This is a genomic window from Arthrobacter sp. NtRootA1 (genome assembly GCF_019976975.1).
GTDB lineage: Bacteria > Actinomycetota > Actinomycetes > Actinomycetales > Micrococcaceae > Arthrobacter > Arthrobacter aromaticivorans.
In genome coordinates this window covers 741,899-766,309 of record NZ_AP024630.1, presented here as the reverse complement: position 1 = coordinate 766,309, position 24,411 = coordinate 741,899, and the positions used below count along the sequence as shown (strand labels likewise).

Here is a 24,411-nt window from a genome sequence, read left to right as displayed (position 1 = left end):
CTGGGCCCCAAAACCCACGCCAACCTCGCAGAGCGGGCCTCACAACGCAGAGGTAGCAGTTGTAGGCTTCTCCCATGAATGCCGAGAGCTCCCGTGAATTCGACGTAATCGTGATCGGCGCGGGTGCCGTCGGGGAAAACGTGGCGGACAGGGTGGTTCGTGGCGGACTGACGGCAGTGATCGTGGAAAGCGAACTGGTTGGCGGCGAATGCTCATATTGGGCGTGCATTCCTTCCAAAGCACTCCTCCGGCCAGGCAGCGTGCTCCACGCGGCGCAGGGAATCCCCGGGGCTTCAGAAGCGGTCACCGGAGTCATTGACGCAGAGTCGGCCCTGAAGCACCGGGACTGGTTCACGAACAATTGGCAGGACGGGGGCCAGGTCGAATGGCTGGACAGTGCGGGCATCGAGCTGATCCGTGGGCGGGGGCGCATCACAGGACCACGCGAGGTCCAGGTGGACGGGCTCGATGGCAACAGCTACGCGCTCAAGGCGCACCATGCCGTGGTTGTGGCCACAGGCTCTACCCCTACCATCCCGGATATTGAGGGCCTCAAGGACGTACCGTTCTGGACTACCCGCGGCGCCACTGCGGCAAAAGTCATCCCGCAGCGATTTGCGGTGCTCGGAGGTGGAGTGGCCGGCGTCGAATTGGCCCAGGCTTTTGCCCGCCTTGGTTCGGTGGTGACACTCATTGCTCGTGGTCGCCTTCTGAGCAGCTATCCCGAAGAGGCAGCTGATCTGGTCCTGGCCGGGCTGCGCGCCGATGGGGTGACGGTCCATCTCCACACGGATGTGGACAAAGCAGAAAAGAACGACGACGGCTCGGTGACAGTTACGTTCAACGGAGAGGCCGTCACGGCAGACACACTCCTGGTCGCGTCCGGCAGGCATCCAGCATTGGCCAATTTGGGCCTGGAGAATGTGGGCGTTGAGCCGCAGAACGGAAAACCCCTCCGGCTCACTACGGACGCCAGTGGCCTGGTGGAGGGCCCGGCAAGCGATGGCACCAGTGGACTGTGGCTGTACGCGGCAGGCGATGCCGCGGGCAAAGTATTGCTCACGCACCAGGGAAAGTACGAAGCCCGGGCTACCGGCGATGCCATCGTTGCCCGGGCCAACGGTAAGCTCCAGGGCACGCCCCGGCCCTGGACCGCGTATGCTCACACGGCCAACGAGCACGCCATTCCGAGCGTGGTCTTCACGGACCCGGAAGTTGCCTCAGTGGGTCCCAGCCTGGAGCAGGCCCTTCTTCAAGGCAAGCACGTCACAGGCGTTGAGTTGCCCATCGATGTTTCCGGCTCCCAGCTCTATTCCCGCGACTACAAAGGGTGGGCGCAGATCGTGGTGGACGAGGATCGGAAAGTCATTCTTGGTGCTACGTTCGTCGGCCCCGGGGTAGCTGAACTGCTGCATTCGGCCACGATCGCGATCGTCGGGGAAGTCCCTTTGGACAGGCTGTGGCATGCCGTTCCGTCGTATCCCACCATCAGCGAGGTCTGGTTGCGCCTCTTGGAGAAGTATGGGCTCTAGGGCCTATTTGAACTGACCAGTCAGTTCAGTTAGACTTTCAGCAGACACCATTTCTGCGAAAGGCTCATTGTGCTGTCCGTACAGCAACTCCAGATCAACGGCCGCCGGGACGATCTCCTTCCGGCAACGTCACTCCAGGCCCGTCGTGGCGAACTCTTGCTCGTGGCTGGCGAAGGCCAGGATCAGCGGACCGCCTTGGCCTTGGCACTCAGTGGCCGCATGAAACCCAGCAAGGGCGTCCTCAGTTGGGACAACAACAGCAAGACCAAAAAGATCCGGTTGGCGAGCGCCTTGGTCGATTCGCCCGGCGTCAATGAGCCTGAACAGCACCTAAGCGTTCGCGACCTCGTCACAGAGGACCTCTCCCTCATCCCCCGCCGTTACCGTGGTGCGCTGCTCAGCAAGCCGTGGCTGAAGATCAACAGCTTCGAGGACATCGCCGGCCTGTGGGTTGAACAGCTTCCCGCCGGCCGCCGGCTCGAGCTTCTGACCGCCCTCGCCTTGGCAGATCCAGCTACCGACCTCCTGGTGCTCGATTCGCCCGATCGCCACAGTGCCGATCCCGCGGCGTGGTTGCCCCGGCTTGAGGCTTTGGCGTCCGACGCCGGGCGGCCGCTCGCCGTCGTCGCCGTTGTCAGTGCCCTCCCGGACAACTGGGCTGGCCCTGCTGCGGTAATTGGCAACTCAGTCGCCCACCCGCCGGAACCGGAAACCGTTGAAGTGTCCGAGCCGGCACCGGCGACGAACGAGCAAGCGACAACGAGCCCAATCCCGGCCCGTGAGATTCCAGACGAAGCATCCGAACTTGAATTCCAAGACCTCCAAAGGACTGCAAAGTGACTGTTCTGCGGCTCGCCCGCTCCGAACTCAAGCGCATGACCGGCGGGCTCCTGCCCAAGCTGACCATCCTGGCCCTGACCATGGTGCCGCTGCTCTACGGCGCGGTGTATCTCTACGCCAACTGGGATCCGTACGGCAACCTGAACCAGATCGACGCCGCACTGGTGGTTGAAGACACGGGGGCAACCTCCAAGGATGGCACCGAGCTGCAGGCGGGCAAGAAGGTTGCCGACAGCTTGGTGGATGGTCACGTCTTCAACTGGAAGCAGGTGTCCAGTCCGGAAGCTGCGGATGCCGGCGTCCGTTCAGGCGAATACGCCTTCGCGCTGCGCATCCCCACGGATTTCTCCGCCAACCTGGTCTCCCCCGGCAGTTTCGATGCCGCCAACCAGGCAATGCTCCATGTCACTACGAACGACGCCAACAACTACCTCCTGAGCACCATCGTGGACAAGCTCACCACAGCCGTGCATTCAACGGTCGCCAAGGAGGTGGGCGAGGAAACAGCCAACCAGCTCCTCACAGGCTTCGGTACCATCCACGCCTCCATCGTGAAGGCTGCGGACGGCGCGTCCGAACTCGCCACGGGAGTGGGTCAGCTCAGTGATGGCGCTGCAACCCTGCATGACGGGACCACGCAGCTGGTCACCGGCGCCGATCAGCTCGTCACGGGTCAAACGCAACTCCGCGATGGAGCTGTGCAACTCAATGACGGCGCGAGCCAGCTGAGCTCGGGTCTCACTGAGCTGAAGAACAAAACTGCCACCCTGCCTGCCGATTCCAAGAAACTCGCCGACGGTGCGGCGCAAGTAGCCGCCGGGAACGCCGAGCTGAATGCGAAAGTCCAGGACGTCGTCGGGCAGCTGGATGCGGCAGACAAGGGCCTGCGCAATCGTGTTATCGAGTCCAATGCACGGCTGGTTAGCGCTGGCGTGCTCACCCAGGAGCAGGCCGACAAGGTACTGGCCGATTTCGATTCGACTGCAACTTCCGGCCCGGTTACCGACGCCAAGGCCAAGATCGCGGGCGACGCCGCCAAGATCCAGCAGCTCTCGGACGGCTCAGCTGCGGTGAGCGCGGGCGCATCGAAGCTTGCGGCAGCCACACCAACGTTGACCGACGCGATTTCGCAGGCAGCGGCCGGAGCGGGGCAGTTGAAAACCGGGGCGTCCGCGCTGGCCGCTGGCCAGCAGAGCGCACTGGACGGTGCCATAAAGCTCGACGACGGCGCCCACCAACTCAACGACGGCGCCGGACAGCTCGCCACTGGCGCCGTGAAGGCTTCCGATGGCTCACACACCCTGGCCACGGAACTTGCCAAGGGTGCCGGAGAAATCCCGAACCCGAACGATCAACAGAAGAGCAGCGTGTCCAAGGTGATCGCCGATCCCGTCGCGGTGGACAACGTATCGCAGGCCAAGGCAGGTTCTTATGGCGCCGGATTGGCACCCTTCTTCCTGACGCTGGCCTTGTGGATCGGAGTGTTCATGCTGGTGCAGGCGATGCGCCCCATCACCCAGCGCGCGCTGGCATCCAACGCACGCTCTTGGAAAATCGCCGTCGGTGGCTGGCTTCCGTTCTTCGTCGTCTCGGTCCTGCAGGCCACTATCCTGACCCTCGTGGTGAATCTGGGCCTCGGCTTGAACGCCGCCCACCCCGTAGGCATGTGGTTGTTCATGCTTGCCGCCGTGATGGCGTTCAGCGCCATCATCCAGGGCATCGTGGCGCTCATGGGGACGCCGGGCAAGTTCGTGGTGCTGATCCTGCTGGTCCTGCAGCTTGTGTCCTCGGGCGGTACGTTCCCTTGGCAGACTACTCCCATGCCACTTCATGTGGTGCACGAAGTCCTGCCCATGGGCTACGTGGTTACGGGAATGCGGCACCTGATCTACGGCGGGGAACTCAGCATGATCTGGCCAACAGTTCTCGGCTTGCTTGGATACACTTTGCTGGGAGCGGCACTGTCCACTCTCGCCGTCCGCAAACACAAGATGTGGACACTCAAGACGCTGAAGCCGGAGATTGCCGTATGAGTACCACCCAGCCGGCGGCCCCTTCAGAGCAAGGGCCGGCCGCAGGAACCGCGGAGAAGAAGCTGCGCCCCGGGCGCACCAACGCCACCAAGCAGCGCCTCTTCGAAGCGTCGATGGAGCTGATTGGCGAACGTGGCGCTGCCGGCGTCACCGTGGATGAGATCGCAGCCGCGGCTGGCGTGTCCAAGGGGACGGTCTACTACAACTTCGGCAGCAAATCGGACCTGATCGCGCAGCTGCTTCGGCACGGAGTGGACATCATGCTGGTCCGTCTCCAGGCAATCGAAGGCCAAACCAGCGATCCGCTCGAGTCCATGAAGAACATGGTGGGCCAGGCCATGGAATTCATGGACGAATACCCATCCTTCGCGCGGCTTTGGGTGAGTGAAAACTGGCGGACGCCGGGTGAGTGGAGTGCCGTGTTCGCCGAACTCCGGGCAGAGCTGCTCGCCGTCATCGGCTCTGCGGTGGAACGTGTGGCCGCCGGATACAAGGTGGACGAGTCCGTCGTCCGCGGCAGCCTGGAGGCGGCCATCTTCGGGGCCATCTTCGTGGTGGGGCTCGACCGGCAAACCTACAACCCGGAGCGCACCCGCGAACAAAGCGTCGCCGCGGTCATGACCATTATGCATGGATACGTCATCAAGTAGGTTCACCCTCACGTTGTGAGGCCCGCTTGACGCGCTATGAGTCGCTCTTAACGCGCAAAGCAGGCCTCACAACGGTATCCAACTGCAATCTACGACGGCGTGGCGTGGCCCGCTGGTCGGCGATGATTAGACTCATGCGTCACATGGGGAACAGCGGAAAGCTTGCGGTGGTAGCCGCTTTTATGTCCCTCGGGCTTTTGGTGCTCGCGGCCGTGGTCCTCGAAGAACTGGTCCTGTACCTGTTTCTGGGAGCGGTGCTGACCTGCTATTTGGCTTCGATAGTGCAGGTCTTCAACCGGCGGCGATACCTCGTGGTTCTCCTTGGCGCTGCCGGTACCAGCCTTTTCATCGGCTTCAGCATTGCATTCCTGCGCATGTGGGGCCTCGCGTTCAACCAGGATGCCAATGCCATGGGAAGTGCCGTGAGCACTGAGGACTCAGACATCTACTTCTATCTGGCCGCAGTGGCTGGTGTGGGGACGCTGGCTGTCCTGTTCCTCGGGGCGGTCTGGCCATCGTTTGGTTCCAGTAGGGCCAGGCAACCCACGCCGGCAGCCAAACGAAGCACAACACCAACTAAACGAGCTGCCAGCTCACGTCCAGCCGCGCCTGCCAAACGCCCGACTACATCGACGGCACGTCCTTCGGGCGCTGCCAAGGCCGCTCCGGCGAAGCGTCCCGCAGCACCCCGCACGCCTACAGCGGCGGCCAAGCGTCCGGCGTCGGGCGTTTCCACACAACGCAAACCCGCCTCGAAGCGCTAACGACCCCCAACCCCCTGCGTTGCGGGGCCCGCTCTGCGTGCTTCACGCGCGATTAGAGGCGCAGAGCAGGCCTCTCAACGGGAGTTTCCGTGCGTTTTCGTGATGCGCCGAGCACAGCAGTCGCGACTCCGACCAGCAGGATCAGCCCTCCCATAATTTCGGGCGGCGTCGGGATTTCGTTCAGGACCAGCCAGGCAGCCGTCATACCCACCACCGGAACCAGCAGCGTGAAAGGCACGACGTCGGAACTCGGGTAGAGCGTCAGCAGGCGGTTCCAGATGCCATACCCAACAAGCGAGGCGAAAACCGCAGTGTAGATGGCGCTCAGGATGGTAGGCATTTGGAGGTCCGTGATGGTCGCCCACACGGTGCCCGGGCCGTCCACCACAAGTGACAATCCCGCCAAAGGGAGAGGCACCACGGCCCCGGACCACACCACCAGGCCAAGGCCCGATGCCGCTTTCGAGTGCCGCGCAACCACGTTTCCGATCGCCCAGGACAAGGCCGCGGCCAGCACGATCATGAGAGGCAGGATAGGAGCCACGGCGCTGCGCCCCACCGCGACAACGCCAAGACCCGCGAGGCCGAGCCCAACCCCGAGCATCTGCCTGCGGCTGGGCTTCTCGCCAAGGAACCGCGCCGCGATCAGCACTGTGAACAGCACCTGCGCCTGCAAGACGAGGGAGGCCAGCCCTGCCGGCATCCCCAGAGCCATGCCCAGGTACAGCAGTCCAAACTGACCAGCGCTCATGAAAAGCCCGACGCCGATGATCGCTTTCCAGCTCACGTCGGGTTTGCGGATGAACAGAATGAACGGAAACACGACCAGCAGGAATCGGAAGGCGACGAAAAGCAACGGCGGGACATTGCGACCGTTGGCGTGCAGGCCGAGGTCTATGGCGACAAAGTTCACGCCCCAAAGGACAGCGACGAGGACGGCGAGGGCGGAGTGGCGGAGGTTCACAAGAATCACTCTGGCACTGGAATGGTTTAAGCACCAGCGTTGAATTCAGCATGAAACCAAGTAGATTTACTTCATGATCGACATTTCAGCCTTGCGTGCCCTGGTAGCCGTGGAACAGCACGGATCGGTAGTGGCCGCCTCGGACGTGATGGGTTACAGTCCGTCAGCGGTTTCCCAGCAGATCAAGAAGTTGGAGAAGCAAACCGGGGTGGCCGTCCTGGAGCGCAACGGCCGCGGCGTACTCCTTACGGAACGGGGCCTTGCCCTCGCTGGGTATGGGCGGCGAATCATGGGTGAACTCGAGGAACTGCAGGCAACACTCCTCGCCGATCCCTCGAAGCCTTCCGGGCTGCTGCGGCTCGTGGCGTTCTCCACTGCCTGCCGCGGCCTGGTGGGGCCAATGCTCGGACGCATCGGAACCAGCGATTCTGCACTTGAAATCAGCGTGCTGGCGGAGGACCCACGTGAAGCCGTCCAACGAGTTGCATCAGGCGAGGCTGAACTGGCCGTGGTGCACAACTGGAACTCCGTGCCGCTGGTCATTCCCGAGAACCTGGTGCATGAGGACCTTTGCCTGGACCAGGCCGACGTCCTGCTTAACAGCACCCACGCTCTTGCTGGACGGGCCGTCGTCGAGCGTGAAGACTTACTGGACGAAATCTGGGTCAGTACGCCGGCCGGCGCTATCTGCAACGAAGCCCTCCTGCAGATCTTCGCCGGGCTTGGGCGGGTCCCCGATATCCGGGTCTACGATCCCGATTTCTCCACCCATATCGCCATGGTGGAGCAGGCTGTGGCCGTAGCGCTCGTGCCTCGTCTGGGCAGGCCACCCCTGCCACCCGGCGTCGTTGCCGTGCCGGTCGTCAACCCCGTTCAGCAGCGAGCCGTTGGAATCGTGTACCGAAAGACCATGACTGCCAGCCCCAATATCCGGCATGCCGTCCGGCTCCTGCGCGAAGTGGCGGCCGAGCACGAGCTACCTGTACGCCCTGAACCCAAGTAGCTCGCAATAGGGGTTGTTTTGAGCCCCTTCGAAACAACCCCTATTGCCAGTCAGTTGGGCTAGGTGCGCGGCGACGGCGACGGAGCACCCCGCCTCCGCCGCCGCTCCATTCCAACAGGACTTATAGTGCCGCCAAGCTCTGGTTGTCCGCAGTTTGGCGGTGCCAATCCAGAATCTGCTCCCCCGTCATGAACACAGATCTGGCATCGGCCCGGATATGCGCCAGCGCCTGCTTGAAGTAGGTCAGGCGGTGCGGCGCGGCCATGATGTAGGGGTGGATGACCAGCGCCATAACCCTGGCCGACTCCGCCGAGTCCTCGGCAAGCTGGTCAAACTGGTCCTTTGCACGCTGGAGATATTCACGGGCGGGATGGTGCTGGATGAGCATCATTGCCACGTCATTGCACTCCTGCGTGTAGGGGATGCTGGTGATGGGCTTTGTCCGCGTGCGGAGTTCCACAGGCTGGTCATCCAATACCCAGTCACAGACGTACTCGTAGCCCTCCTCGACCAGAATGTCCGGCGTCTCCCAGGTTTCCGTCAGGCCCGGCCCCAGCCAGCCACGCGGGGCCTTGCCGGTGGCTTGGCGGATGGCGTCGGTGGTCAGCCGGATATCTTCGCGCTCGTCCGGCACTTTCTGCATGTTTTTCTGGCCATAGCCGTGGCCAATAAACTCCCAGCCGCGTTCCTTTGCAGCCGCAGTTATCGCCGGGTAGGACGCGACGGCCTTGCCGTTGACGGCCAATGCCACCGGGATGCCGAACTCATCGAGGGCCTTCAAGAGCCTCCAGAAACCCACCCTGTTTCCATATTCATGCCAGCACCAGTTGGGCACGTCCGGTGTGGGGACGCCGCCGGCCGGAGGACTCAGGACAGTGCGCGGCATCGCCTCATCGTCATTCCACTCCTCAATGTTGACTATCACCCAGACCGCTACCTTCTTGCCGTCCGGCAGAAGTCGCACTGGACGATCAACAATCGCCTCATAGTCGATTCGTTCGCTCGGTTTCATGATTCCTCCTGTTCGGTCACTGCGATGCTCAGTTTTGGAAGGCCCGTAATCTCCACGGAGACCTGGTCGCCGGGAACAATGGCCGAAACGCCCGCTGGGGTACCCGTGTAAATCAAGTCACCCGGTTCCAGGGTGTACAGGGAACTAAGCCGGGAAAGGATTTCCGGAACGGACCAGATCATCAGGCCCAGGCTCGTTCGCTGACGCTCTTTTCCATTGACAGTGAGAACCAAGGTTGCGTTTTCCAGGTCCTGCACCGATGCCGCTGGAAGGATCGGGCCGCAGGGAGCCGAACTGTCAAACGATTTTCCTGGCTCCCAAGGACGCGCTTGGGACACTGAATTTCTTTGCAAGTCCCTGCGGGTCAGATCGATTCCGGCAGCGTAGCCAAACACAGCATCGGAAGTATCCTGTGGCTGGCTGTTGCGAAGCCGCTTGCCCACTGCCACTACGAGTTCACCCTCGAACTGGAAGTCATCGGTTGATTGCGGGTAGGCGATGGCCGCGCCGTCCAGTTCGACGCAATCACTTGGCTTCTGGAAGAAGAACGGATCGTCGCGTTCGTCGCCTTCACGCATCTCGCGAATGTGGTCCACATAGTTCCTCCCCACACAGTAGATGCGGCGGACGGGGAATCCGTGCTCGGAACCGGCTACGGGAACAAGGGCTTGGGTTGTTTTCCAAAGTGTTTGCATTGGTTACTCCTGAGTGGTGGCTACGGGGTCCGGAACAGTGGCTGAAGGGGCCAGCCGACTGAAGTCGGCCGTTCGCAGGGCCAAAGCGAGCAGACCGGACGCCAAGGACAGGCCTGTGATCTGGACCAGGCCGGCGGTGCTCCAGTCGGTACTTCCGACAAGAAGGCTGAAGGCCAAACCGGCGAAACCGGCTGCCGTGTAGATGCACGTTGTGAAGAGTCCTGAAGCGCGGGATGAGTGGGATTCATTCATGCTTTTGACCAGGGAAGCGACGAGCCCAACGTAGAGCCCGGAGCTGGCCACCAAGCCAAAGAGGAACGACCATACGGCCTGCCACGCAACGGTTGCGGGTCCTGCGAACAATGCAGCACCACAAACGGCCTGCGCGACGCTCAACGATGTGATGGCAATTTTGGGAGTCAGGCGATCAACAAGCCAACCCCCCAGGGGAGAGGCGAAAGCGGCAAGTCCGGATAACCCGACGGCAAGAGCTGCATCAGCCTGTTTGAAATGCAGGTGCTCGATCAGGAAACTGGCATACATTCCTATGTAGCCAAAATCTATGAGACCGAACAGCAGCGTGATCACCGCCAGGATCAGGGGATTACGGCTGAAAAAGCTGGTTGCCCCGCCTACGTAATGGGTTGTCTCCTGGACGGAGCGCCGTTCCGTGAATGATGATCGGACGAACACCGCAACCAGAAGCGCGGCTACGATCCCGATGGCTCCGAAGGCAATCATCGGAGCACGCCAGGAATCAAACTCCTGGTGAAGGAAGACTCCGAGGTTTGGCCCCACCAGTGCGCCCGTGGCGAAGGCGACGTTTACTGAACCGATCGCGATGCCACGGTGCCTGGGAAAGGCATGCGTTGCCACAGTAAGAATGGCCACCAACTGCAAGGCTTCACCTACACCGCTGAGGACCCGCCACAGCAGCATGTCCCAGAACCCGGCGCTCAACACCGTGAGTACCGTGGCGATGGAGAAGAGGACTGTTCCCATGATCAGGACGTGTTTCCGGTTTACGCGGCGCAGGGCCATACCAGCCGGGATACCCGTAAGTCCCATTCCCAAGGCGAAGAGTGTGGATTGCAGCCCGGCCTCGGGAAGCCCAAACCCGTATTCTGTCCTGACCTCCGTCAGCAGGACCGGGAAAACCATGCGGTCCATTGCATTGACTGAGTAGGCCAGGAGGATAAGCAGGAACATGAACATGGCTCCGGAGGTGCCGAGCCGTTGGACACGCTCCGCTGACGCCGGAGGCCGTTCCTTGGGCACCGCCGTTGAGTCGTTTTGGCTTATCATCGTTGATTGCCTTCCTGATTGTTGCTGATTTATTTGTCCCAGGTTCCGGCTGCCGTTGCGCGCTGGACCAGGGCGTCGCGCCGCTCTGTGGCCGTATCAATGGCTTGGCGGGCCGTCTGTTGTACCAGTTCGCCATCACGAAGAAGAACGCGTCCATCGCTGATGACGGCGCGGATTGCCGCGGAAGTTCCGTGATAGACGAGGCTTTCGGCAGGATCACCCGTTGGAAGCAGCGAGGTACTTGACCTGTCGAAGACGATCAGATCGGCCCGTTTGCCCTGTCTGATGGATCCTGTGATGCCATCGATGCCAAGATCCTTGGCGGCACGGATGGTAGCCATCTCGAGGGCAATTCGAGGAGTCAGCGTTGCCCGTTTGGTGCGTGCGTGCTCAACGGAGAGCAACGCCCGCAAGCTGGAAAGTACATCTGCGTTTGCCGGCATGGCGAGTGTGTCCACAGAAAGTGATGTCAAAACGCCCGCTTCGAGGAACTCCGTGACCACGGGAAAGCCCATGGTGCGCATTTCCGAAAGTGGGCTCACCGAAATCCTGGTTCCTGTCCGGGCAATGGCTTCAATGTCCTCCGCGCTGGCGTGCACGGCGTGAACCACCTGGACGTCCGGTCCGAGCAATCCCTCACGGTCCAGTCTGGTCAGGCCACACGACTGACAACCAGGTTCCCGCATGCAGCGGTCGCAATGCATGGTGATGGGAACGTTGCGTTCCCTGGCACAGCTCCATTCCCGCGCAGCAAGCTCCGTGGAAGTGCGATAGGGTCCCCGCAACGCCACCCCGAAATGGATCCGCCCGTCAAGGCGGTCGGAAGTCCATCTGTTGATGGCATCGTCCAGACCGTCGAAATCCATCACTTCGTCGGCACCCGAGGAATCCCTTGGCCCGTAGGAGAATCGGCCCCTCAACCCCGAATCCAAATGCGCTTGGATGTTCGCATCTATATCCCCCGCACCGCGGACGTTGTGGTCCCAGTTATGGACGGTGGTGATTCCGTTCTGTACTGCTTCTGCCAGGGCGAACCTGGCGGACCAGTAGAAGTCATCGTCACTAAGGTGGGGGGCAAGGCCGCGCTTCACTGAGAAGTAGTCCCGTCCGGGCCCATCCCCCACTGTTCCCCGCAGAAGTGAATTCCACAGATGCCAGTGCGTGTCTACGAAACCAGGCGTCACCAGGTTTCCGGTGCCGTCTATCTGTTCCACCCCGTCGGGGAGGGCGAGGCCCTGCCCGAGTTTTTCGATAATGCCATCCCTGATCAGGATGTCCGTGGTCCCGTCGGGGACGTCCGGGTCAAGGGACAAAATAAAGGCATTTTGCAGTAGCAAGCTAGTGCGTTGAGGAAGCATGATCCATCCAAAGAACGACGAAAATGACAAGGCCAAAAATGACTACACACCGCCGCAGCAGGACATCCGGAATGCGTCGGCCCAGAACGGCACCGATCCATCCTCCGAGCAGTCCAGCGGCGGCCATCACACATGCCGCGGGCCATGCGACAGTCGCGAAGATACCGAAGAAGACAAGGGAAACAGCGCTCGCGACGGCGGACAGCACACTCTTGAGTGCGTTGAGCCGGGGAAGCCGCTCATCGAGGGTTATGCCCAAAACACCGAGCATCATGATGCCCAGCCCGGCGTTGAAGTAGCCACCATAGGTAGCCACACCCAACTGACCGAGACTGCTGGCATGCAGTCGTTCAGCTCTCACGCTTGAATTCTGAACCCCACCCACGCGTGCGACTGCCCATTTGGTCAAGACGGGCTGCGCTGCCAGCAGCAGGGTCGATGCAAGCACCAGCCAAGGAACCACAGCAACAAATGTCGATTCCGGTCCCAGCAGCAGGAGCGCTGATCCCATTGTGGCTCCAACCACGGTGGTGGTTCCCAGGATCGCGACCCTGCGGGCCTGTCCTTTGAGTTCCCTGCGATAGCCCCAAACGCCGCCCACATAACCCGGGAAGGCTGCCACCGTGTTGATGACGTTGGCCGCGACGGGCGGGTAGCCCAGCGCGAGCAGGGTTGGAAAGGTCACCAGCGACCCGCCACCTGCAACCGCATTGATTGCGCCGGCAGCTGTGCCGGCCAAAGCCATAAGGGCTACAGACCCAATGTCCATGACCACCTCCCACACTCAGCGTACGCATTGCATGCAATGAATGCAATAGGAGTTTTCGCATGCCTTGTATACTTAGGTCATGAGTTCAGACGCGGCAGGAACAGGATCAGCACGGTCAACCTACGACGTCCTGTGGGCCAGATTTCTCGACGGCACCTACACCGCCGGGGACCGCCTTCCGGAGGCAGCGATAGCAGAGGAATTGGGAGTCAGCCGCACACCCGTAAGGGAAGCACTGAGCCGCATGCTTGCCGAGGGCCTGCTCACGCCCGCAGCACGCGGCGTAGTAGTTGCAGGTTTGGACCACGACGCCAAACGCCGCCTGTTTGATCTGCGACGCAACCTTGAAGGATTCGCAGCCGAACTGACAGCCGCGCGGGCCCGCGATGGACAGATCGCTCCCGTCTGGTTCGCGCGGCTGAACGACGCAGCAACGGGCTTCGCGAAAGCCATTGAAAGCGGTGACATACGGGAGTCAACGCGAATCAACAGGCAGTTCCACGACCTGATCGTCGAAGCCAGTGGCAACGAATTCCTGGCCGATGCGCATCGCCGGGCCATAGCCAGGCTTGCGGTTTCCACCGCAGCGAATCTCGGCAAGGATGACTGGGCGCACAAGGCCGCCGAACAACACGTAGAAATTGCCCGGGCAATTGCGGACGGAGACGTAGCGTCTGCCCGCTCACTTTCGGAAGCCCACATAAGTGACGCCCAAAAGGTGGCGGATCTGGCGGCCTAAGGTCGCCGGGGGATCAGACAGCCTGGCGGGAAGTCAGCGACGCGGCACTTTGAAGTGCGTCAGACGGGCGTCCTGCCCATCCAGCTCCGCCCATGGCTTCTCAGTCTCCATCACCGTCAAAGCACTGGTTGGGTACCGTGTGGCGGCATCCATATAGGCGTCATGGTCCGAGTCGCGCGAAGCAAGATGCATGGCCAGGTCCTGGACGCCGGGCATGTGCGAGATCACCATCAAGGTGGTGACGGTGTCAGGGACATGGTTGATCACGGTCAACATCCGGTTTGCCGAGGCGGCGTACAAGCCGTCCTCGAGCTTGGGCGTCGGGGCTTTGTCCCCCAACTCATCGCACACCCACGTGCAGGTTTGGCGGGTCCTCAGCGCAGACGAGCACAGAATGAAGTCTGGAACTACCCCATGCTTGAGCAACCATCGCCCAGCCAGCGGAGCCTCACGGTGTCCGCGTTCCTCGAGGGGACGTTCGTGGTCCGGGACCCCCATGGGCCAATCCGCCTTGGCGTGGCGCATGATCACCAGGCGCCTGATGTGATGGTCACTCATTCAACAACCTTATAGCCGTACATGCTCGCGTCCCGTGATAGCGAAAGCGCCCGCCCCTTTACAGGACAGGCGCTTTCGGCTGCAGCAATAGCTAGATCGAGTATTCCGGAGCGGCCCAGACGATGACCTCAGGGTGCTCGTAGAAGCGGTAGCCCTGCCCACGTACGGTGCGTACGGTGTTGGCGAGGCGGCCCAGCTTGGAGCGGAGGCGGCGGATGTGGACGTCGATGGTGCGCTCGTTGGGCACTTCTTCGGCGTTGCGCCACAGGCCCTCAAGGAGTTCGTCGCGGCCTACCGTGCGGGTACCGTTCTCGACGAGGTAGTTGAGGAGCTCAAATTCCTTGAACGTCAGGTTCAGGGATTCGCCGTCGAGGTGGACTTCGCGGCGGGCGAGGTCGATCAGCACGCCGGAGGGGCGGGCTTCCTGTTGCGGTGCCGGGCGGGCAGCCTCGGTGCGCTGGCGTGCGGCGACCGTGGGGTCACCAAAAGTTGAACGTACGACGTCGAGCGCGGACCCGGGTGCCCCGGCCGGTGCGACGGCGACTGCAGCGTAGCTCTCAGCGCCGGTGACCAGCGACTGGGCGTAGGCCCGGATTTCCTGGGCGAGCTTGGCAATGGAGGTGCCGGCCGCTGCCGCTGTCTCTTCGTCAATACCCATGTAGAGCACGAAACCGCGGGCCACGTTGTCGTTGGCGACGGGGCGGAGGCGGTCAGACTGCGCAATGACGGGAGTAGGCGCCGTCATGGGTGCTGGCTCGTTGGTGGGAACTGCCCGCAACTGGCCATAGGAGTTGGGGTTGTAGCCCTGGGGCACATAGCCGGGAGCCTGCTGGCCGTTGCCCTGGGTGGTGGGGGCGTAGCCGGGGCGGTTGCCGAACCCGGGGCGGAGGCCTGCGTTTGAAGCGGCCTTGTTGGCGTTTCGGACGGAGATGTGGACGTAACCGGATGCAACTGACATGGAGTGATTACCTCAAAAGTGAATAGCCGTCATCGCGGCTTCGAATGCTGGTTGTCCCCGCAATGAGTTTGGGGAAGGGCGCCCAACGCTGGGCTAGGGGGCGAATGCCTGAAACTTCTTTGGGGTGGAAAGTTAGGCTTGCATTCGACAACAGCGGGTCTCGTCGCCAGCGGGTGTGCTGGACCAGATTGCTGCGGCTGCAGGTGCTGTTGAGTTCTTGTTCACATTGGAAGTGTGCAACGTAACAATGGCAACACGCAAGTAACAAAGCGCCAAAACGTCCACATTTTGAGACAAGAGGGTCTATTGTGCTGCAGATCACAATTCTTTCACCATGGAAAATGAACGTCATTTCATTCGGTGGCGATGAGAAATATTCGGCTTGGGGTGAATTTTCTTCGGCGGATAGTGCATGATGCCCTCCCTGATTCCCATCAGGCCCAAAACGACGGAATCTCAAGATCTGAAACACTTGCTGTCCAATCCCAAGCGACTCCAAGCTCGAATTTTTCCCCCAAAATCTGCTACAAGCCGTAGAAACGGCACCTGTTGGGGCGGGCGCGCTCGTGAACGCCTGCCGCCGAACTCCCACGTGGCTAGTGTTGACCTCACAGCGTCCTCACAGGACGGGCAAAGGTTCGGCAAACCAGCAGAATGGAGAGTTGTCACATGGCATCCCCGCACTCCATGACGAACAACCTTCCCCAGCTTTCCCACCCGGACGGCTCCCCTATCCGAGCCTTGGTGGTGGACGACGAGCCGAGTCTGTCCGAGCTCATGAGCATGGGCCTTCGCATGGCCGGCTGGTCCGTCGCGGTGGCAGCCGACGGACCGGAAGCTGTAAAGCTCGCCAAGGACTTCCGCCCCGACGTGCTGGTGCTGGACGTGATGCTTCCAGGATTCGACGGCGTCGAGGTCCTCAACCGGATCCGCGCCTTCGCGCCGGAAGTGCCCGCACTGTTCCTCACGGCCAAGGACGCTGTCCAGGACCGCATCGTAGGCCTTGCCGCCGGCGGGGACGACTACGTCACCAAACCCTTCAGCATGGAGGAGGTTCTCCTGCGCCTGCACCGTCTTGTACAACGCTCGGGTGTTGCGGCCATGGATACAGCGGAACTGGTGGTGGGTGATCTCACCCTCAACGTGGACACACGGGAGGTTTCGCGCGCCGGCGAGGACATCCAGCTCACGGCAACGCAGTTTGAGCTGCTTCGCTACCTCATGGAGAACCCCAAGCGCGTGGTCAGCAAGGCACAGATCCTGGACCGGGTCTGGGACTATGACTTCGGCGGGCAGGCCAACATCGTGGAACTGTACATTTCCTACCTGCGCAAGAAAATCGAAGCCAACCACCCGCCAATGATCCACACCGTCCGTGGCGCTGGCTACGTCATCAAGCCTGCGGACTGAATCTTGTCCACCCCTTCAGGCGTAACCCGCAAGACCCAGCGGAACTGGCTCAATCCCTCCACCTGGCATTTGCGCACGAGGTTGGTCCTGGTGGCGATGGCCTTGCTGGTGGCTATTTGCAGCGCAGTGGGAGTGGTTAGTTACGCCTCCATGGACATGTACTTCAACAAACAACTGGACAAGCAGTTGGAGCAGGCCTCAAGCCGCGCGAATGAATTCGGCAGGCCGCCGTCGAGCTTTCCCTCAAGCGGTCGGCCAGATCCACTGGAGGCCCGTGGCCAAGGTGCCGGGACGCTCAACGCGCGGATCGATGGTTCCGCGGTCATCAACTCGGGCTTCCTCAACGCAAACGGTCGCCGCGTGGCACTCTCGGCAGAAGACAAGCAGGTCCTGCTCTCGCTCCCCCGCGACAAGGGGCCCGTTGACCGTTCATTGTCCAACGGCGACTACCGGTTGGTGGCAGTTGAGACCCCCTACGGCGACATTATTGTGACGGGCCTGCCGTTGGCTGACAAGCAAAACGCCGAGGCCTCGCTGGTATGGACCATGGTGCTTGTTTCCCTTGGCGGCCTGGTGCTGATCGGCCTCGCGGGCACTGTCATCATTCGCAGGACCATGCGGCCACTTGAGCAACTCTCGGAGGTCGCAACCAAGGTATCGCGCCTTCCCCTCGACGCCGGTGAAGTGGCACTCGCGGTGCGCGTACCGCCGTCGGCCTCCCATCCTGGAACAGAAGTTGGCAGCGTTGGCCACGCTTTGAACCAAATGCTCAACAACGTTTCCAGGGCCCTGGAAGCCCGTCAGGAGAGCGAAACCAAGGTCCGGCAGTTCGTTGCCGATGCCTCCCACGAACTTCGGACGCCGCTGACCGCCATTCGTGGGTACACCGAGCTTCTTCGTATGACGGAGAACTTCACGGAGGACGGCAGGAAATCGCTGGCGCGGGTCCAGAGCCAGTCGGAACGGATGACCACGCTTGTGGAGGACCTGTTGCTGTTGGCGCGCCTGGACGAAGGCCAGGCGTTGAAAGTCACCGATGTGGACCTGACGCAGCTGGTGATCGAGACCGTCAGTGACGAAAAGGTGATGGCACCGGACCACATCTGGAAGCTCCAACTCCCTGACGAGCCCATTACAGTGCGCGGGGACGCAACCCAGCTGCATCAGGTGCTGGCCAATCTGCTGTCCAACGCCCGCAAGCACACCGATCCAGGTACCACGGTGGTCACAGGCGTCATGCTCTCCGCGGATGGTAGTGCGGTGGTCACAGTCACCGACAACGGGCCTGGTATTCCCGCTGGGTTCCAGAGCCGTATCTTCTCGCGGTTTGCCCGGGCTGACGCGGCGAGATCGGGGTCGGAAGGAACCTCCGGACTGGGCTTGTCAATCGTCGAATCCATCGTCCAGGCGCATGGGGGAAGTGTGGAAGTGACGTCCCGGCCGGGACACACGGAATTCGCTCTTCTATTCCCCACGGCTTTGAACGAACGCATATAACGAATCGGGCAACATGACGCGCCGTGAACGTGATCTCTGTTACCCAAATGTGACTTAAGCCGAAACCTCCTGTACCTTCGAAAGGGTGGGTCGCCCCTAACTGGCCCGCACCCGGGATGCGCCGAGCTCTGCCACTTCCCGGAGTTCCGTTCTCATTCGAGGCAGAGACGGGGGACCCAGAGTCTCCGGGCACAGTACTTTCCTTGCCCTTGGGGTGAAGCCGCAGCTACGCGCGCGGCCGGATGACCTCATCCGAACCCGACAGCTAACTCCGCAGGCGCTGAGAGGTAATCACACATGTCTGAATTCAACGATCAGACGCGCCCTTCCGCGCGTCACCGTGACGAACACACTGCTCCCCTGACGAAGTCGCAAGCCGTTCTGAAGAACGCTGCACGGCGCGGCAAGACCGGGCAACGAATGTCAGTTGTTGCAGGAGTCGTTGCCGCAGCATTGGGCGTTGCATCGCTCGGCCAGGCCGCAAACGCCGCATTCAATCTCCCCGAAACGAGCCAGGCGTCCGAGACGCAGGCTACCGCCCAGGTCAGCAACAAATCAGCGGAAATCTCTGCGTCCTTGGATGCTGCTGCCAAGAAGGGCGCTGCAGACAGGGCTGCTGCAGACCAGGCGGCTGCGGCACAGGCCGCTGCCGAGAAGGCTGCCGCGGAGAAGGCTGCGGCCGAGAAAGCCGCTGCCGACCAGGCAGCTGCCGCCGAGAAGGCTGCCGCTGATGCAGCCGCCAAGCAGGCTGCGGATGCCGCCGCTGCTGCAGCCGCGGCCGCTGCTGCGGCTCCCAAGGCCGTGGACGATCCCGCTGCTGCCAAGGCATACGCCGCCAGCATCCTTGCCAACTACGGTTGGGGTCCGGGTGAAATGACCGCCCTGAACACACTGTGGGAGAAGGAATCCAACTGGCGGACCACCGCGACCAACACCTCCAGCGGCGCCTACGGAATCGTGCAGTCATTGCCGGCCTCCAAGATGGCAACTGCAGGCGATGACTGGCTGACCAACTACCAGACCCAGATCAAGTGGGGCCTGAACTACATCAAGGAACGCTACGGCTCCCCCTCCGCCGCCCTCGCCTTCCACTTGGCCAACAACTGGTACTAAGCCAACTCAATGAGCACGTTTGAGCCCACCCCAGCGGGCTCAAACGTTCAGGGCATGATTGCCGCCCCGTTTTCCGCCGTTCGCAGCAGGGATTACTGCAGCCAACGGCGGGACCGGGGCGGTTTTCGCGTTTAACCTGCCCTCCCAGGTTTAAGAAATCGGACGACGCCGGCTTGCACCTGACGTTACGTCAGGACTTAGCGTTGTGCTCATGACGGGAACAACGGGATCCGGACCGTGGAGCATCGGTGAACTGGCCACAGCGTGTGGCGTCAGCGTGCGGACGCTCCACCATTACGACGAGATCGGGCTGCTGTCCGCAAGCCAAAGGACACCGTCCGGTCATCGCCGGTATTCGGAGGGCGACTTGCGCCGGCTATACCGGATCAGATCCCTTCAGATGCTGGGGCTTCCGCTCGCGGCCATCGGCAAGGCGCTGCAAACGCCCGAGGATGATCCGGAGTCCCTTCGGGGCCTCCTCCAGCAGCAGTTGGTCCATGTGCAGGAGCACGCCCAGCAGCTCCAAGCGCTCCAAAACCGTTTGGGCGAGCTCTTGTCACGCATGGACGGACACGCCATGCCCACCCCTGAACAATTCATGTCAACGTTGGAGATGATCACTGTGCTCGAAAACAACTTCACAGCCGAACAACGCCAGCAACTCGCGGACAAGCGGGAAGAACTCGGCACAGAAAAAGTCGAAGCCGCCAAGCAGCAGTGGGCTGCCCTGGTGGAAGAAGGATTGGCGCACGTCCAAGCCGAGAGGCCCGTCACGGATCCCTCCGTCCAGGAATGGGTGCGCTCATGGGACGGTATCGGTTCCATGTTCCACTCGAGTGAGGACACCAAAGCTGCAGCGCGTGCAGCCTGGCAGGAAAACAGCCAGGCCATCAGCGCGGGACTGCCGTGGAGCGCTGAGCAGTTGGCCGGGCTGATGGCTTACCTGGAAGAGGCGCGCTCGGCCTTGTAACAGGACGTCGCTATGCTTCCGGTTCGGCCTCTGCCGCACCTCGAACGGCTGCGATGGAGGCAGCGACGTCACCTGCGTCCGTGGACCAGTTACTCACCGAAATCCGGAGGATTTCGCGTCCCCGCCATGAGGAACCTGACATCCACACAATGCCTTCGGCCATGAGTCTCTGGGTGACGCGGTGAGTGCGGTCATCGCTGCCGAAGGCGACCGACACCTGCGTGAAAACGACGTCGTTCAGAATTTCCACGCCCGGGATACCGGCGAGGCCCTCCGCCAACGCGCGGGCGTTTCCTGCAAGCCTGTCCACCATGGCAATGACTCCGGACCGGCCCAACTGTCGCAGGGCAGCCCATACGGGAATGCCCCGGGCCCTACGGGACAGTTCCGGAACTTTGTCGAACGGATCACCCAGTCCGGTCTCCGTTGCGATGAGGTAACTCGTATGGACGCTGAAGGCGCGCCTCAGGGCTTCCGGCCGGGAGACGATGGCCAGGCCACAGTCGTACGGGACGTTCAATGTTTTGTGGGCGTCGGTGGCCCACGAATCGGCCTCCTCTACTCCAGCCAGCCGCCCGCGTAGATGTGGGCTGACCGCCGCCCACAAGCCAAATGCGCCATCCACATGCACCCAAGCCTCGCGGTCGTGGGCTACCGCAATGGCTTCGGACATCGGATCGAACGCTCCGGAATGCAGATTGCCCGCCTGCAGGCACACGAGGGAAGGTCCAGGTTGTTCATCCATGGCATCCGCGAGGGCGTCCGGCAGGATCCTGCCTTGATGGTCCGTGTCCACGGGAACGCATGCTCCCAGCCCCAGATAACGCAGGGCGAGGTCCACGGCGGCGTGCCGTTCGCGGCCGGCAAACGTGGTGATCCGCGGCGCCCCGGTCAGGCCAAGGTCCGCGAGGTCCCACCCTGCTTCGTCCATCAGGTATTGACGCCCGGCGGCGAGGCCCGCGAAGTTGGCCGTGGTAGCGCCAGTGGTGAACCCGACGTCGGATCCTCGCGGAAGATCCAATAGTTCCAGGAGCCAGGCCGCGGCGGATTCTTCGATCGCGGCGGCAGCTGGAGTCGCAAACCTGAGCCCGGCGTTTTGGTCCCATGCCGAGACAAGCCAATCTGCAGCCATGGCAGCCGGCAGCGTCCCGCCCATCACCCAGCCGTAGAAGCGTCCGGACTGGATGGCCATCAACCCCGGCTCAGCCAATGCGGCGAGCTCATCTACTACGTCCGCCGCATCCGTTGCTTCATCGGGAAGGCTTGAGAGGAGACTCGAGGCGACCTGATCGGCGTCGGACGCTGGACGCACAGAACGGCTGGGCACCGATGCAAGCCAATCCGTAGCGTGCGCCATGGCCCGCTCCAGTGCAGCACCATACGCCTCCGGCAACGCAGACATGCGCACAGCCTACTCCGGCTTCGCCGGTCGGAACAGCGGTGGCGAACAGGCTAGAGCGTGAGGGTGATGAGGTGACCGCCGTCGTCGTGTTTCACGGCCGTGACCGTCACGGCCGAGTAGTCCGGGATCCGCCACATACCCGGCTCAAGCTGCCCGCCGGCGTCGCCGACCACCACGGTTCGCATCCCGGCGGCGCGGGCGGCTGCGATACCTGCCGGAGCGTCCTCGAAAACCACGACGTCGGCTGGTTCCGCGCCCAGCAACGCTGCAGCTTTGAGGTAGCCCTCCGGGTGCGGCTTGCCCCGCGTAACACCTTCGGCGGTGACGGCGGTCGATGGCATGGAAAGTCCCGCAGCCTTCATCCGGATGTCGGCAAGGATGCGGTCCGCCGATGTGACGAGCGCGATGGCGTCCTCCGGCAGGGCAGCGAGTAGCGCTTCGGCGCCCGGGAGGGCAAGCACGCCGTCGGTTCGCGTGCGTTCCATCTGGCCAAGCTCGGCAGTCAAGGCTTCCAAATCGGCTCCTGCCGGAGCATAACGCCGCACGGTATCGCCCGCTTGCACGCCGTGGGACGTCCGCAGGATCTCGTTGTAATCGAGGCCGTATCGTTCAGCGAACTCCAGCCATACCTGCTCAACGATCGCCGTGGAGTCAACCAGTGTTCCGTCCATGTCGAACAGGACAGCACGGACAGTCAAGGTTGGCGATCGTTCGGCTTGCGCGGAAGGTGAAGTTGGCTCGGCAGGATGGCTCATAGTTCCATACTGCCGCACCATGCAGGGGTGGGAGCGAAGTGTGACTAGCCGTTGGGCCGGTGCGGAATGTACTGCACAGCCCACTTATTGCCGTCGGGGTCCGCAAAATGGACGAAGTGTCCCCAGTCCTGGACATCGATATCGCTGACGTCCACACCGTTTTCTTTCAGCTGGTCGTGCGCCTTTTGGATATCGCTGACCACGATTTGAAGCGACGGCGCCGTCCCCGGAGGGGCATCATTGAGGCCCTCCCCGATGGCAATGGAACAAGCCGAACCCGGCGGGGTCAACTGCACAAAGCGGAGGCCGTCCATGGGACGCTCATCGTAATCGGCGTTGAAACCAACTTTGTTGACGTAGAAGTCCTTCGCGCGATCGACGTCGGACACAGGGACAAACACCAGTTCAAGTTTCCAGTCCATGCGCCACAGGCTAACGGGACTAGCCGGAAAGCGGTAGGGGCGTGCGGATTAGCCGGCCACGCCATAGAGGCGGTCGCCGGCGTCGCCCAATCCCGGAACGATGTACGACCTCTCATTGAGCTTCTCGTCAATCGAAGCGAGGACTACCTTCACGTTGGCGTCCTGCAGTTCCTCCTCCAACTTGGCGAGGCCTTCCGGAGCTGCCAGCAGGCAGATGCAGGTAACGTCCGAGGCGCCGCGCTTGAAGAGGAACTTGATGGCTTCGCGCAGGGTGCCGCCAGTGGCAAGCATGGGATCCAGCACAAAGATCTGGCGTCCGGTGAGGTCCTCAGGGAGGCGCTCGGCGTAGGTGATGATGTCCAGTGTTTCTTCGTCGCGGGCCATTCCCAGGAAGCCGACCTCGGCGGTGGGGACCAGCTTGGTCATGCCCTCGAGCATGCCAAGGCCTGCGCGCAGGATGGGGACCACCAACGGCGTCGGCTTGGTGAACGCCGTGCCGATGGTCTTGGTGACAGGGGTCTCGATCTCGACTGGCTGCGTCTTGACCTCACGGGTGGCTTCGTAGGCCAGGAGGGTGACGAGTTCTTCAGTGAGTTGCCGGAAGACCGGTGAAGGGGTGTTCTTATCCCGCAGAACGGTGAGCTTGTGAGCGACCAGCGGGTGGTCCACGACGAGTGTGCGCATGCGTTCAAAACTATCATTGAGACATGAGCGCCACCGAGCCGTATCACGCAGAACACATGGCTTGGATGGGCCTTGCCTTGGACGAGGCACGGCTGGCGTTGGAAACGGACGACGTGCCGATTGGCGCGGTTGTCTTAGGGCCCGACGGCGGCGTGTTGGGTTCAGGACGCAACGAACGGGAAGCGCACGGGGACCCAACGGCCCACGCAGAGATCGTCGCCATCCGTGAAGCCGCGGCCGCCCTGCAACGCCACGCCCTCGAATTGGGCGAAGGCGGCGATGGATGGCGCCTCGAGGACTGCACCTTGGTGGTAACCCTCGAACCGTGTGCCATGTGCGCCGGGGCAATTGTCCTGGCACGGATTCCCCGCGTAGTGTTTGGCGCGTGGGATGAGAAAGCCGGGGCCGCAGGTTCCGTGTTCGACATCCTCCGCGAGCGCCGGCTCAACCACTGGGTGGAGGTGTACGCAGGCGTGCGTGAGGAAGAGTGCGCAACGCTCCTCCGGGACTTCTTCGCTACACACCGGGTACCGGCAGCGGAGCACCGCTCATCCGCATGAGCTCTATGCAAAGGAGCCAATCATGACAATCGCTTTCAACCACACCATCGTCTACGCCAAGGACAAGCACGCGTCCGCTGCGTTTCTGGCCCGCGTCTTTGGGCTTCCAGATCCACAGCCGATGTGGTCCTTTGTCACGGTTTCCTTGGAGAACGGCGTCACCCTGGATTTCCTTGAGTCTTCGGAAGCCATAGCGCCCCAGCATTATGCCTTCCTGGTTAGTGAGAAGGAGTTCGATGCGATCTTCCTGCGGATCAGCGCCGAACACATCCCCTATTGGGCCGACCCCGCACGCTCCCGTGCGCAACAGATCAATCACAACGACGGCGGCCGCGGGATCTACTTCTGCGACCCGGACGGGCACTTCCTCGAAGCAATCACCCGGCCGTATGGTTCGGGCTAGTTGTCTCCTTGCAGT

25 protein-coding genes and 1 riboswitch are annotated in these 24,411 nt (G+C 62.0%); of the genes, 13 read left to right on the top strand and 12 right to left on the bottom strand.

What is annotated here, in order from left to right; translation table 11 throughout:
* The first annotated feature begins 74 nt into the window (after positions 1 to 74).
* The 5 genes from LDN90_RS03735 to LDN90_RS03715 all read left to right on the top strand — a co-directional run bounded on the left by LDN90_RS03735 (position 75) and on the right by LDN90_RS03715 (position 5,819).
* On the top strand, positions 75 to 1,532 hold the full coding sequence (locus LDN90_RS03735; RefSeq protein WP_223947971.1) for an NAD(P)/FAD-dependent oxidoreductase: 1,458 nt from the start codon (positions 75 to 77) through the stop codon (positions 1,530 to 1,532).
* Positions 1,533 to 1,601: 69 nt separating this feature from the next.
* Complete coding sequence (locus LDN90_RS03730) at positions 1,602 to 2,372, top strand: ABC transporter ATP-binding protein (RefSeq protein ID WP_223947970.1); 771 nt, start codon at positions 1,602 to 1,604, stop codon at positions 2,370 to 2,372.
* Positions 2,369 to 4,405, top strand: coding sequence for a YhgE/Pip domain-containing protein (locus LDN90_RS03725; RefSeq protein ID WP_223947969.1), 2,037 nt, complete (start codon positions 2,369 to 2,371; stop codon positions 4,403 to 4,405). Before LDN90_RS03730 ends, LDN90_RS03725 begins: the two co-directional genes overlap by 4 nt.
* Positions 4,402 to 5,055, top strand: a complete 654-nt coding sequence (locus LDN90_RS03720) for a TetR/AcrR family transcriptional regulator (protein ID WP_223947968.1) — start codon at positions 4,402 to 4,404, stop codon at positions 5,053 to 5,055. Before LDN90_RS03725 ends, LDN90_RS03720 begins: the two co-directional genes overlap by 4 nt.
* 143 nt (positions 5,056 to 5,198) lie before the next feature.
* Positions 5,199 to 5,819, top strand: a complete 621-nt coding sequence (locus tag LDN90_RS03715; RefSeq protein WP_223947967.1) for a hypothetical protein — start codon at positions 5,199 to 5,201, stop codon at positions 5,817 to 5,819.
* A gap of 52 nt (positions 5,820 to 5,871) precedes the next feature.
* On the opposite strand, the gene LDN90_RS03710 is transcribed toward LDN90_RS03715, so the two are convergent.
* Positions 5,872 to 6,792 (bottom strand): EamA family transporter, encoded by a 921-nt coding sequence (locus LDN90_RS03710; protein ID WP_223947966.1) that lies wholly within the window; start codon positions 6,790 to 6,792, stop codon positions 5,872 to 5,874.
* A gap of 64 nt (positions 6,793 to 6,856) precedes the next feature.
* On the opposite strand from LDN90_RS03710, the gene LDN90_RS03705 reads away from it, so the two are divergent.
* A complete protein-coding gene (locus tag LDN90_RS03705) occupies positions 6,857 to 7,786 on the top strand; it encodes a LysR family transcriptional regulator (RefSeq protein WP_223947965.1) in 930 nt (309 codons plus the stop codon).
* A 121-nt stretch (positions 7,787 to 7,907) separates the two neighbouring features.
* On the opposite strand, the gene LDN90_RS03700 is transcribed toward LDN90_RS03705, so the two are convergent.
* Genes LDN90_RS03700 through LDN90_RS03680 form a run of 5 tightly spaced genes read right to left on the bottom strand, consistent with a single transcriptional unit; the run spans position 7,908 to position 12,925 of the window.
* Positions 7,908 to 8,798: a polysaccharide deacetylase family protein gene (locus LDN90_RS03700; RefSeq protein ID WP_223947964.1), complete on the bottom strand. Its 891-nt coding sequence runs from the start codon at positions 8,796 to 8,798 to the stop codon at positions 7,908 to 7,910.
* A complete protein-coding gene (locus LDN90_RS03695) occupies positions 8,795 to 9,493 on the bottom strand; it encodes a fumarylacetoacetate hydrolase family protein (RefSeq protein WP_223947963.1) in 699 nt (232 codons plus the stop codon). Before LDN90_RS03695 ends, LDN90_RS03700 begins: the two co-directional genes overlap by 4 nt.
* 3 nt (positions 9,494 to 9,496) lie before the next feature.
* Positions 9,497 to 10,798 carry an MFS transporter gene (locus tag LDN90_RS03690; RefSeq protein WP_223947962.1) on the bottom strand — a complete coding sequence of 434 codons (1,302 nt, stop codon included), beginning with the start codon at positions 10,796 to 10,798 and terminating at the stop codon, positions 9,497 to 9,499.
* A gap of 29 nt (positions 10,799 to 10,827) precedes the next feature.
* Entirely contained in the window at positions 10,828 to 12,111 is a 1,284-nt protein-coding gene (locus tag LDN90_RS03685) for an amidohydrolase family protein (RefSeq protein WP_223947961.1), read from the bottom strand.
* Between the two features lie 25 nt (positions 12,112 to 12,136).
* Positions 12,137 to 12,925 carry a sulfite exporter TauE/SafE family protein gene (locus tag LDN90_RS03680; RefSeq protein ID WP_223947960.1) on the bottom strand — a complete coding sequence of 263 codons (789 nt, stop codon included), beginning with the start codon at positions 12,923 to 12,925 and terminating at the stop codon, positions 12,137 to 12,139.
* A 79-nt stretch (positions 12,926 to 13,004) separates the two neighbouring features.
* On the opposite strand from LDN90_RS03680, the gene LDN90_RS03675 reads away from it, so the two are divergent.
* Positions 13,005 to 13,664 carry a GntR family transcriptional regulator gene (locus LDN90_RS03675; protein ID WP_223947959.1) on the top strand — a complete coding sequence of 220 codons (660 nt, stop codon included), beginning with the start codon at positions 13,005 to 13,007 and terminating at the stop codon, positions 13,662 to 13,664.
* Between the two features lie 33 nt (positions 13,665 to 13,697).
* Here the strand turns inward: LDN90_RS03675 and LDN90_RS03670 are convergent, their stop codons facing one another.
* Together LDN90_RS03670 and LDN90_RS03665 are read right to left on the bottom strand one after the other, a co-directional pair.
* Complete coding sequence (locus LDN90_RS03670; RefSeq protein ID WP_223947958.1) at positions 13,698 to 14,222, bottom strand: histidine phosphatase family protein; 525 nt, start codon at positions 14,220 to 14,222, stop codon at positions 13,698 to 13,700.
* 91 nt (positions 14,223 to 14,313) lie between these two features.
* Positions 14,314 to 15,180 carry a winged helix-turn-helix domain-containing protein gene (locus LDN90_RS03665; RefSeq protein WP_216921402.1) on the bottom strand — a complete coding sequence of 289 codons (867 nt, stop codon included), beginning with the start codon at positions 15,178 to 15,180 and terminating at the stop codon, positions 14,314 to 14,316.
* A 669-nt stretch (positions 15,181 to 15,849) separates the two neighbouring features.
* Between LDN90_RS03665 and LDN90_RS03660 the strand changes: the two genes are divergently transcribed.
* The 4 genes from LDN90_RS03660 to LDN90_RS03645 all read left to right on the top strand — a co-directional run bounded on the left by LDN90_RS03660 (position 15,850) and on the right by LDN90_RS03645 (position 20,170).
* A complete protein-coding gene (locus tag LDN90_RS03660; protein WP_216921404.1) occupies positions 15,850 to 16,590 on the top strand; it encodes a response regulator transcription factor in 741 nt (246 codons plus the stop codon).
* Positions 16,591 to 16,593: 3 nt separating this feature from the next.
* Complete coding sequence (locus tag LDN90_RS03655; RefSeq protein ID WP_223947957.1) at positions 16,594 to 18,087, top strand: HAMP domain-containing sensor histidine kinase; 1,494 nt, start codon at positions 16,594 to 16,596, stop codon at positions 18,085 to 18,087.
* A gap of 109 nt (positions 18,088 to 18,196) precedes the next feature.
* A riboswitch (cyclic di-AMP (ydaO/yuaA leader) is annotated at positions 18,197 to 18,381 on the top strand.
* 3 nt (positions 18,382 to 18,384) lie between these two features.
* Complete coding sequence (locus LDN90_RS03650; RefSeq protein ID WP_216921411.1) at positions 18,385 to 19,200, top strand: hypothetical protein; 816 nt, start codon at positions 18,385 to 18,387, stop codon at positions 19,198 to 19,200.
* A 211-nt stretch (positions 19,201 to 19,411) separates the two neighbouring features.
* On the top strand, positions 19,412 to 20,170 hold the full coding sequence (locus LDN90_RS03645) for a MerR family DNA-binding transcriptional regulator (protein ID WP_223947956.1): 759 nt from the start codon (positions 19,412 to 19,414) through the stop codon (positions 20,168 to 20,170).
* 10 nt (positions 20,171 to 20,180) lie between these two features.
* Here the strand turns inward: LDN90_RS03645 and LDN90_RS03640 are convergent, their stop codons facing one another.
* Genes LDN90_RS03640 through upp form a run of 4 tightly spaced genes read right to left on the bottom strand, consistent with a single transcriptional unit; the run spans position 20,181 to position 23,433 of the window.
* Complete coding sequence (locus LDN90_RS03640) at positions 20,181 to 21,572, bottom strand: aminotransferase class V-fold PLP-dependent enzyme (protein ID WP_223947955.1); 1,392 nt, start codon at positions 21,570 to 21,572, stop codon at positions 20,181 to 20,183.
* Between the two features lie 50 nt (positions 21,573 to 21,622).
* Positions 21,623 to 22,327, bottom strand: coding sequence for an HAD-IA family hydrolase (locus tag LDN90_RS03635; RefSeq protein WP_223947954.1), 705 nt, complete (start codon positions 22,325 to 22,327; stop codon positions 21,623 to 21,625).
* 44 nt (positions 22,328 to 22,371) lie between these two features.
* Positions 22,372 to 22,749 carry a VOC family protein gene (locus tag LDN90_RS03630; RefSeq protein ID WP_223947953.1) on the bottom strand — a complete coding sequence of 126 codons (378 nt, stop codon included), beginning with the start codon at positions 22,747 to 22,749 and terminating at the stop codon, positions 22,372 to 22,374.
* 48 nt (positions 22,750 to 22,797) lie between these two features.
* Complete coding sequence (gene upp / locus LDN90_RS03625; RefSeq protein ID WP_216921426.1) at positions 22,798 to 23,433, bottom strand: uracil phosphoribosyltransferase; 636 nt, start codon at positions 23,431 to 23,433, stop codon at positions 22,798 to 22,800.
* 23 nt (positions 23,434 to 23,456) lie between these two features.
* Here upp and LDN90_RS03620 point away from each other — a divergent pair, with 23 nt between their 5' ends.
* Both LDN90_RS03620 and LDN90_RS03615 read left to right on the top strand, forming a co-directional pair.
* Positions 23,457 to 23,993: a nucleoside deaminase gene (locus LDN90_RS03620; protein ID WP_216921429.1), complete on the top strand. Its 537-nt coding sequence runs from the start codon at positions 23,457 to 23,459 to the stop codon at positions 23,991 to 23,993.
* A 22-nt stretch (positions 23,994 to 24,015) separates the two neighbouring features.
* Positions 24,016 to 24,396, top strand: coding sequence for a VOC family protein (locus LDN90_RS03615; protein WP_223947952.1), 381 nt, complete (start codon positions 24,016 to 24,018; stop codon positions 24,394 to 24,396).
* Positions 24,397 to 24,411: the final 15 nt, after the last annotated feature.

Bases quoted from the DNA above. Each gene is read 5' to 3' on its own strand.
- LDN90_RS03635 (WP_223947954.1), bottom strand. From the start codon at position 22,327: ATGAGCCATCCTGCCGAGCCAACTTCACCTTCCGCGCAAGCCGAACGA.
- LDN90_RS03660 (WP_216921404.1), top strand. From the start codon at position 15,850: ATGGCATCCCCGCACTCCATGACGAACAACCTTCCCCAGCTTTCCCAC.
- LDN90_RS03735 (WP_223947971.1), top strand. From the start codon at position 75: ATGAATGCCGAGAGCTCCCGTGAATTCGACGTAATCGTGATCGGCGCG.
- LDN90_RS03705 (WP_223947965.1), top strand. From the start codon at position 6,857: ATGATCGACATTTCAGCCTTGCGTGCCCTGGTAGCCGTGGAACAGCAC.
- LDN90_RS03640 (WP_223947955.1), bottom strand. From the start codon at position 21,572: ATGTCTGCGTTGCCGGAGGCGTATGGTGCTGCACTGGAGCGGGCCATG.
- upp (WP_216921426.1), bottom strand. From the start codon at position 23,433: ATGCGCACACTCGTCGTGGACCACCCGCTGGTCGCTCACAAGCTCACC.
- LDN90_RS03715 (WP_223947967.1), top strand. From the start codon at position 5,199: ATGGGGAACAGCGGAAAGCTTGCGGTGGTAGCCGCTTTTATGTCCCTC.
- LDN90_RS03695 (WP_223947963.1), bottom strand. From the start codon at position 9,493: ATGCAAACACTTTGGAAAACAACCCAAGCCCTTGTTCCCGTAGCCGGT.
- LDN90_RS03670 (WP_223947958.1), bottom strand. From the start codon at position 14,222: ATGAGTGACCATCACATCAGGCGCCTGGTGATCATGCGCCACGCCAAG.
- LDN90_RS03690 (WP_223947962.1), bottom strand. From the start codon at position 10,798: ATGATAAGCCAAAACGACTCAACGGCGGTGCCCAAGGAACGGCCTCCG.
- LDN90_RS03620 (WP_216921429.1), top strand. From the start codon at position 23,457: ATGAGCGCCACCGAGCCGTATCACGCAGAACACATGGCTTGGATGGGC.
- LDN90_RS03645 (WP_223947956.1), top strand. From the start codon at position 19,412: ATGACGGGAACAACGGGATCCGGACCGTGGAGCATCGGTGAACTGGCC.
- LDN90_RS03700 (WP_223947964.1), bottom strand. From the start codon at position 8,798: ATGAAACCGAGCGAACGAATCGACTATGAGGCGATTGTTGATCGTCCA.
- LDN90_RS03615 (WP_223947952.1), top strand. From the start codon at position 24,016: ATGACAATCGCTTTCAACCACACCATCGTCTACGCCAAGGACAAGCAC.
- LDN90_RS03720 (WP_223947968.1), top strand. From the start codon at position 4,402: ATGAGTACCACCCAGCCGGCGGCCCCTTCAGAGCAAGGGCCGGCCGCA.
- LDN90_RS03675 (WP_223947959.1), top strand. From the start codon at position 13,005: ATGAGTTCAGACGCGGCAGGAACAGGATCAGCACGGTCAACCTACGAC.
- LDN90_RS03680 (WP_223947960.1), bottom strand. From the start codon at position 12,925: ATGGACATTGGGTCTGTAGCCCTTATGGCTTTGGCCGGCACAGCTGCC.
- LDN90_RS03665 (WP_216921402.1), bottom strand. From the start codon at position 15,180: ATGTCAGTTGCATCCGGTTACGTCCACATCTCCGTCCGAAACGCCAAC.
- LDN90_RS03630 (WP_223947953.1), bottom strand. From the start codon at position 22,749: ATGGACTGGAAACTTGAACTGGTGTTTGTCCCTGTGTCCGACGTCGAT.
- LDN90_RS03650 (WP_216921411.1), top strand. From the start codon at position 18,385: ATGTCTGAATTCAACGATCAGACGCGCCCTTCCGCGCGTCACCGTGAC.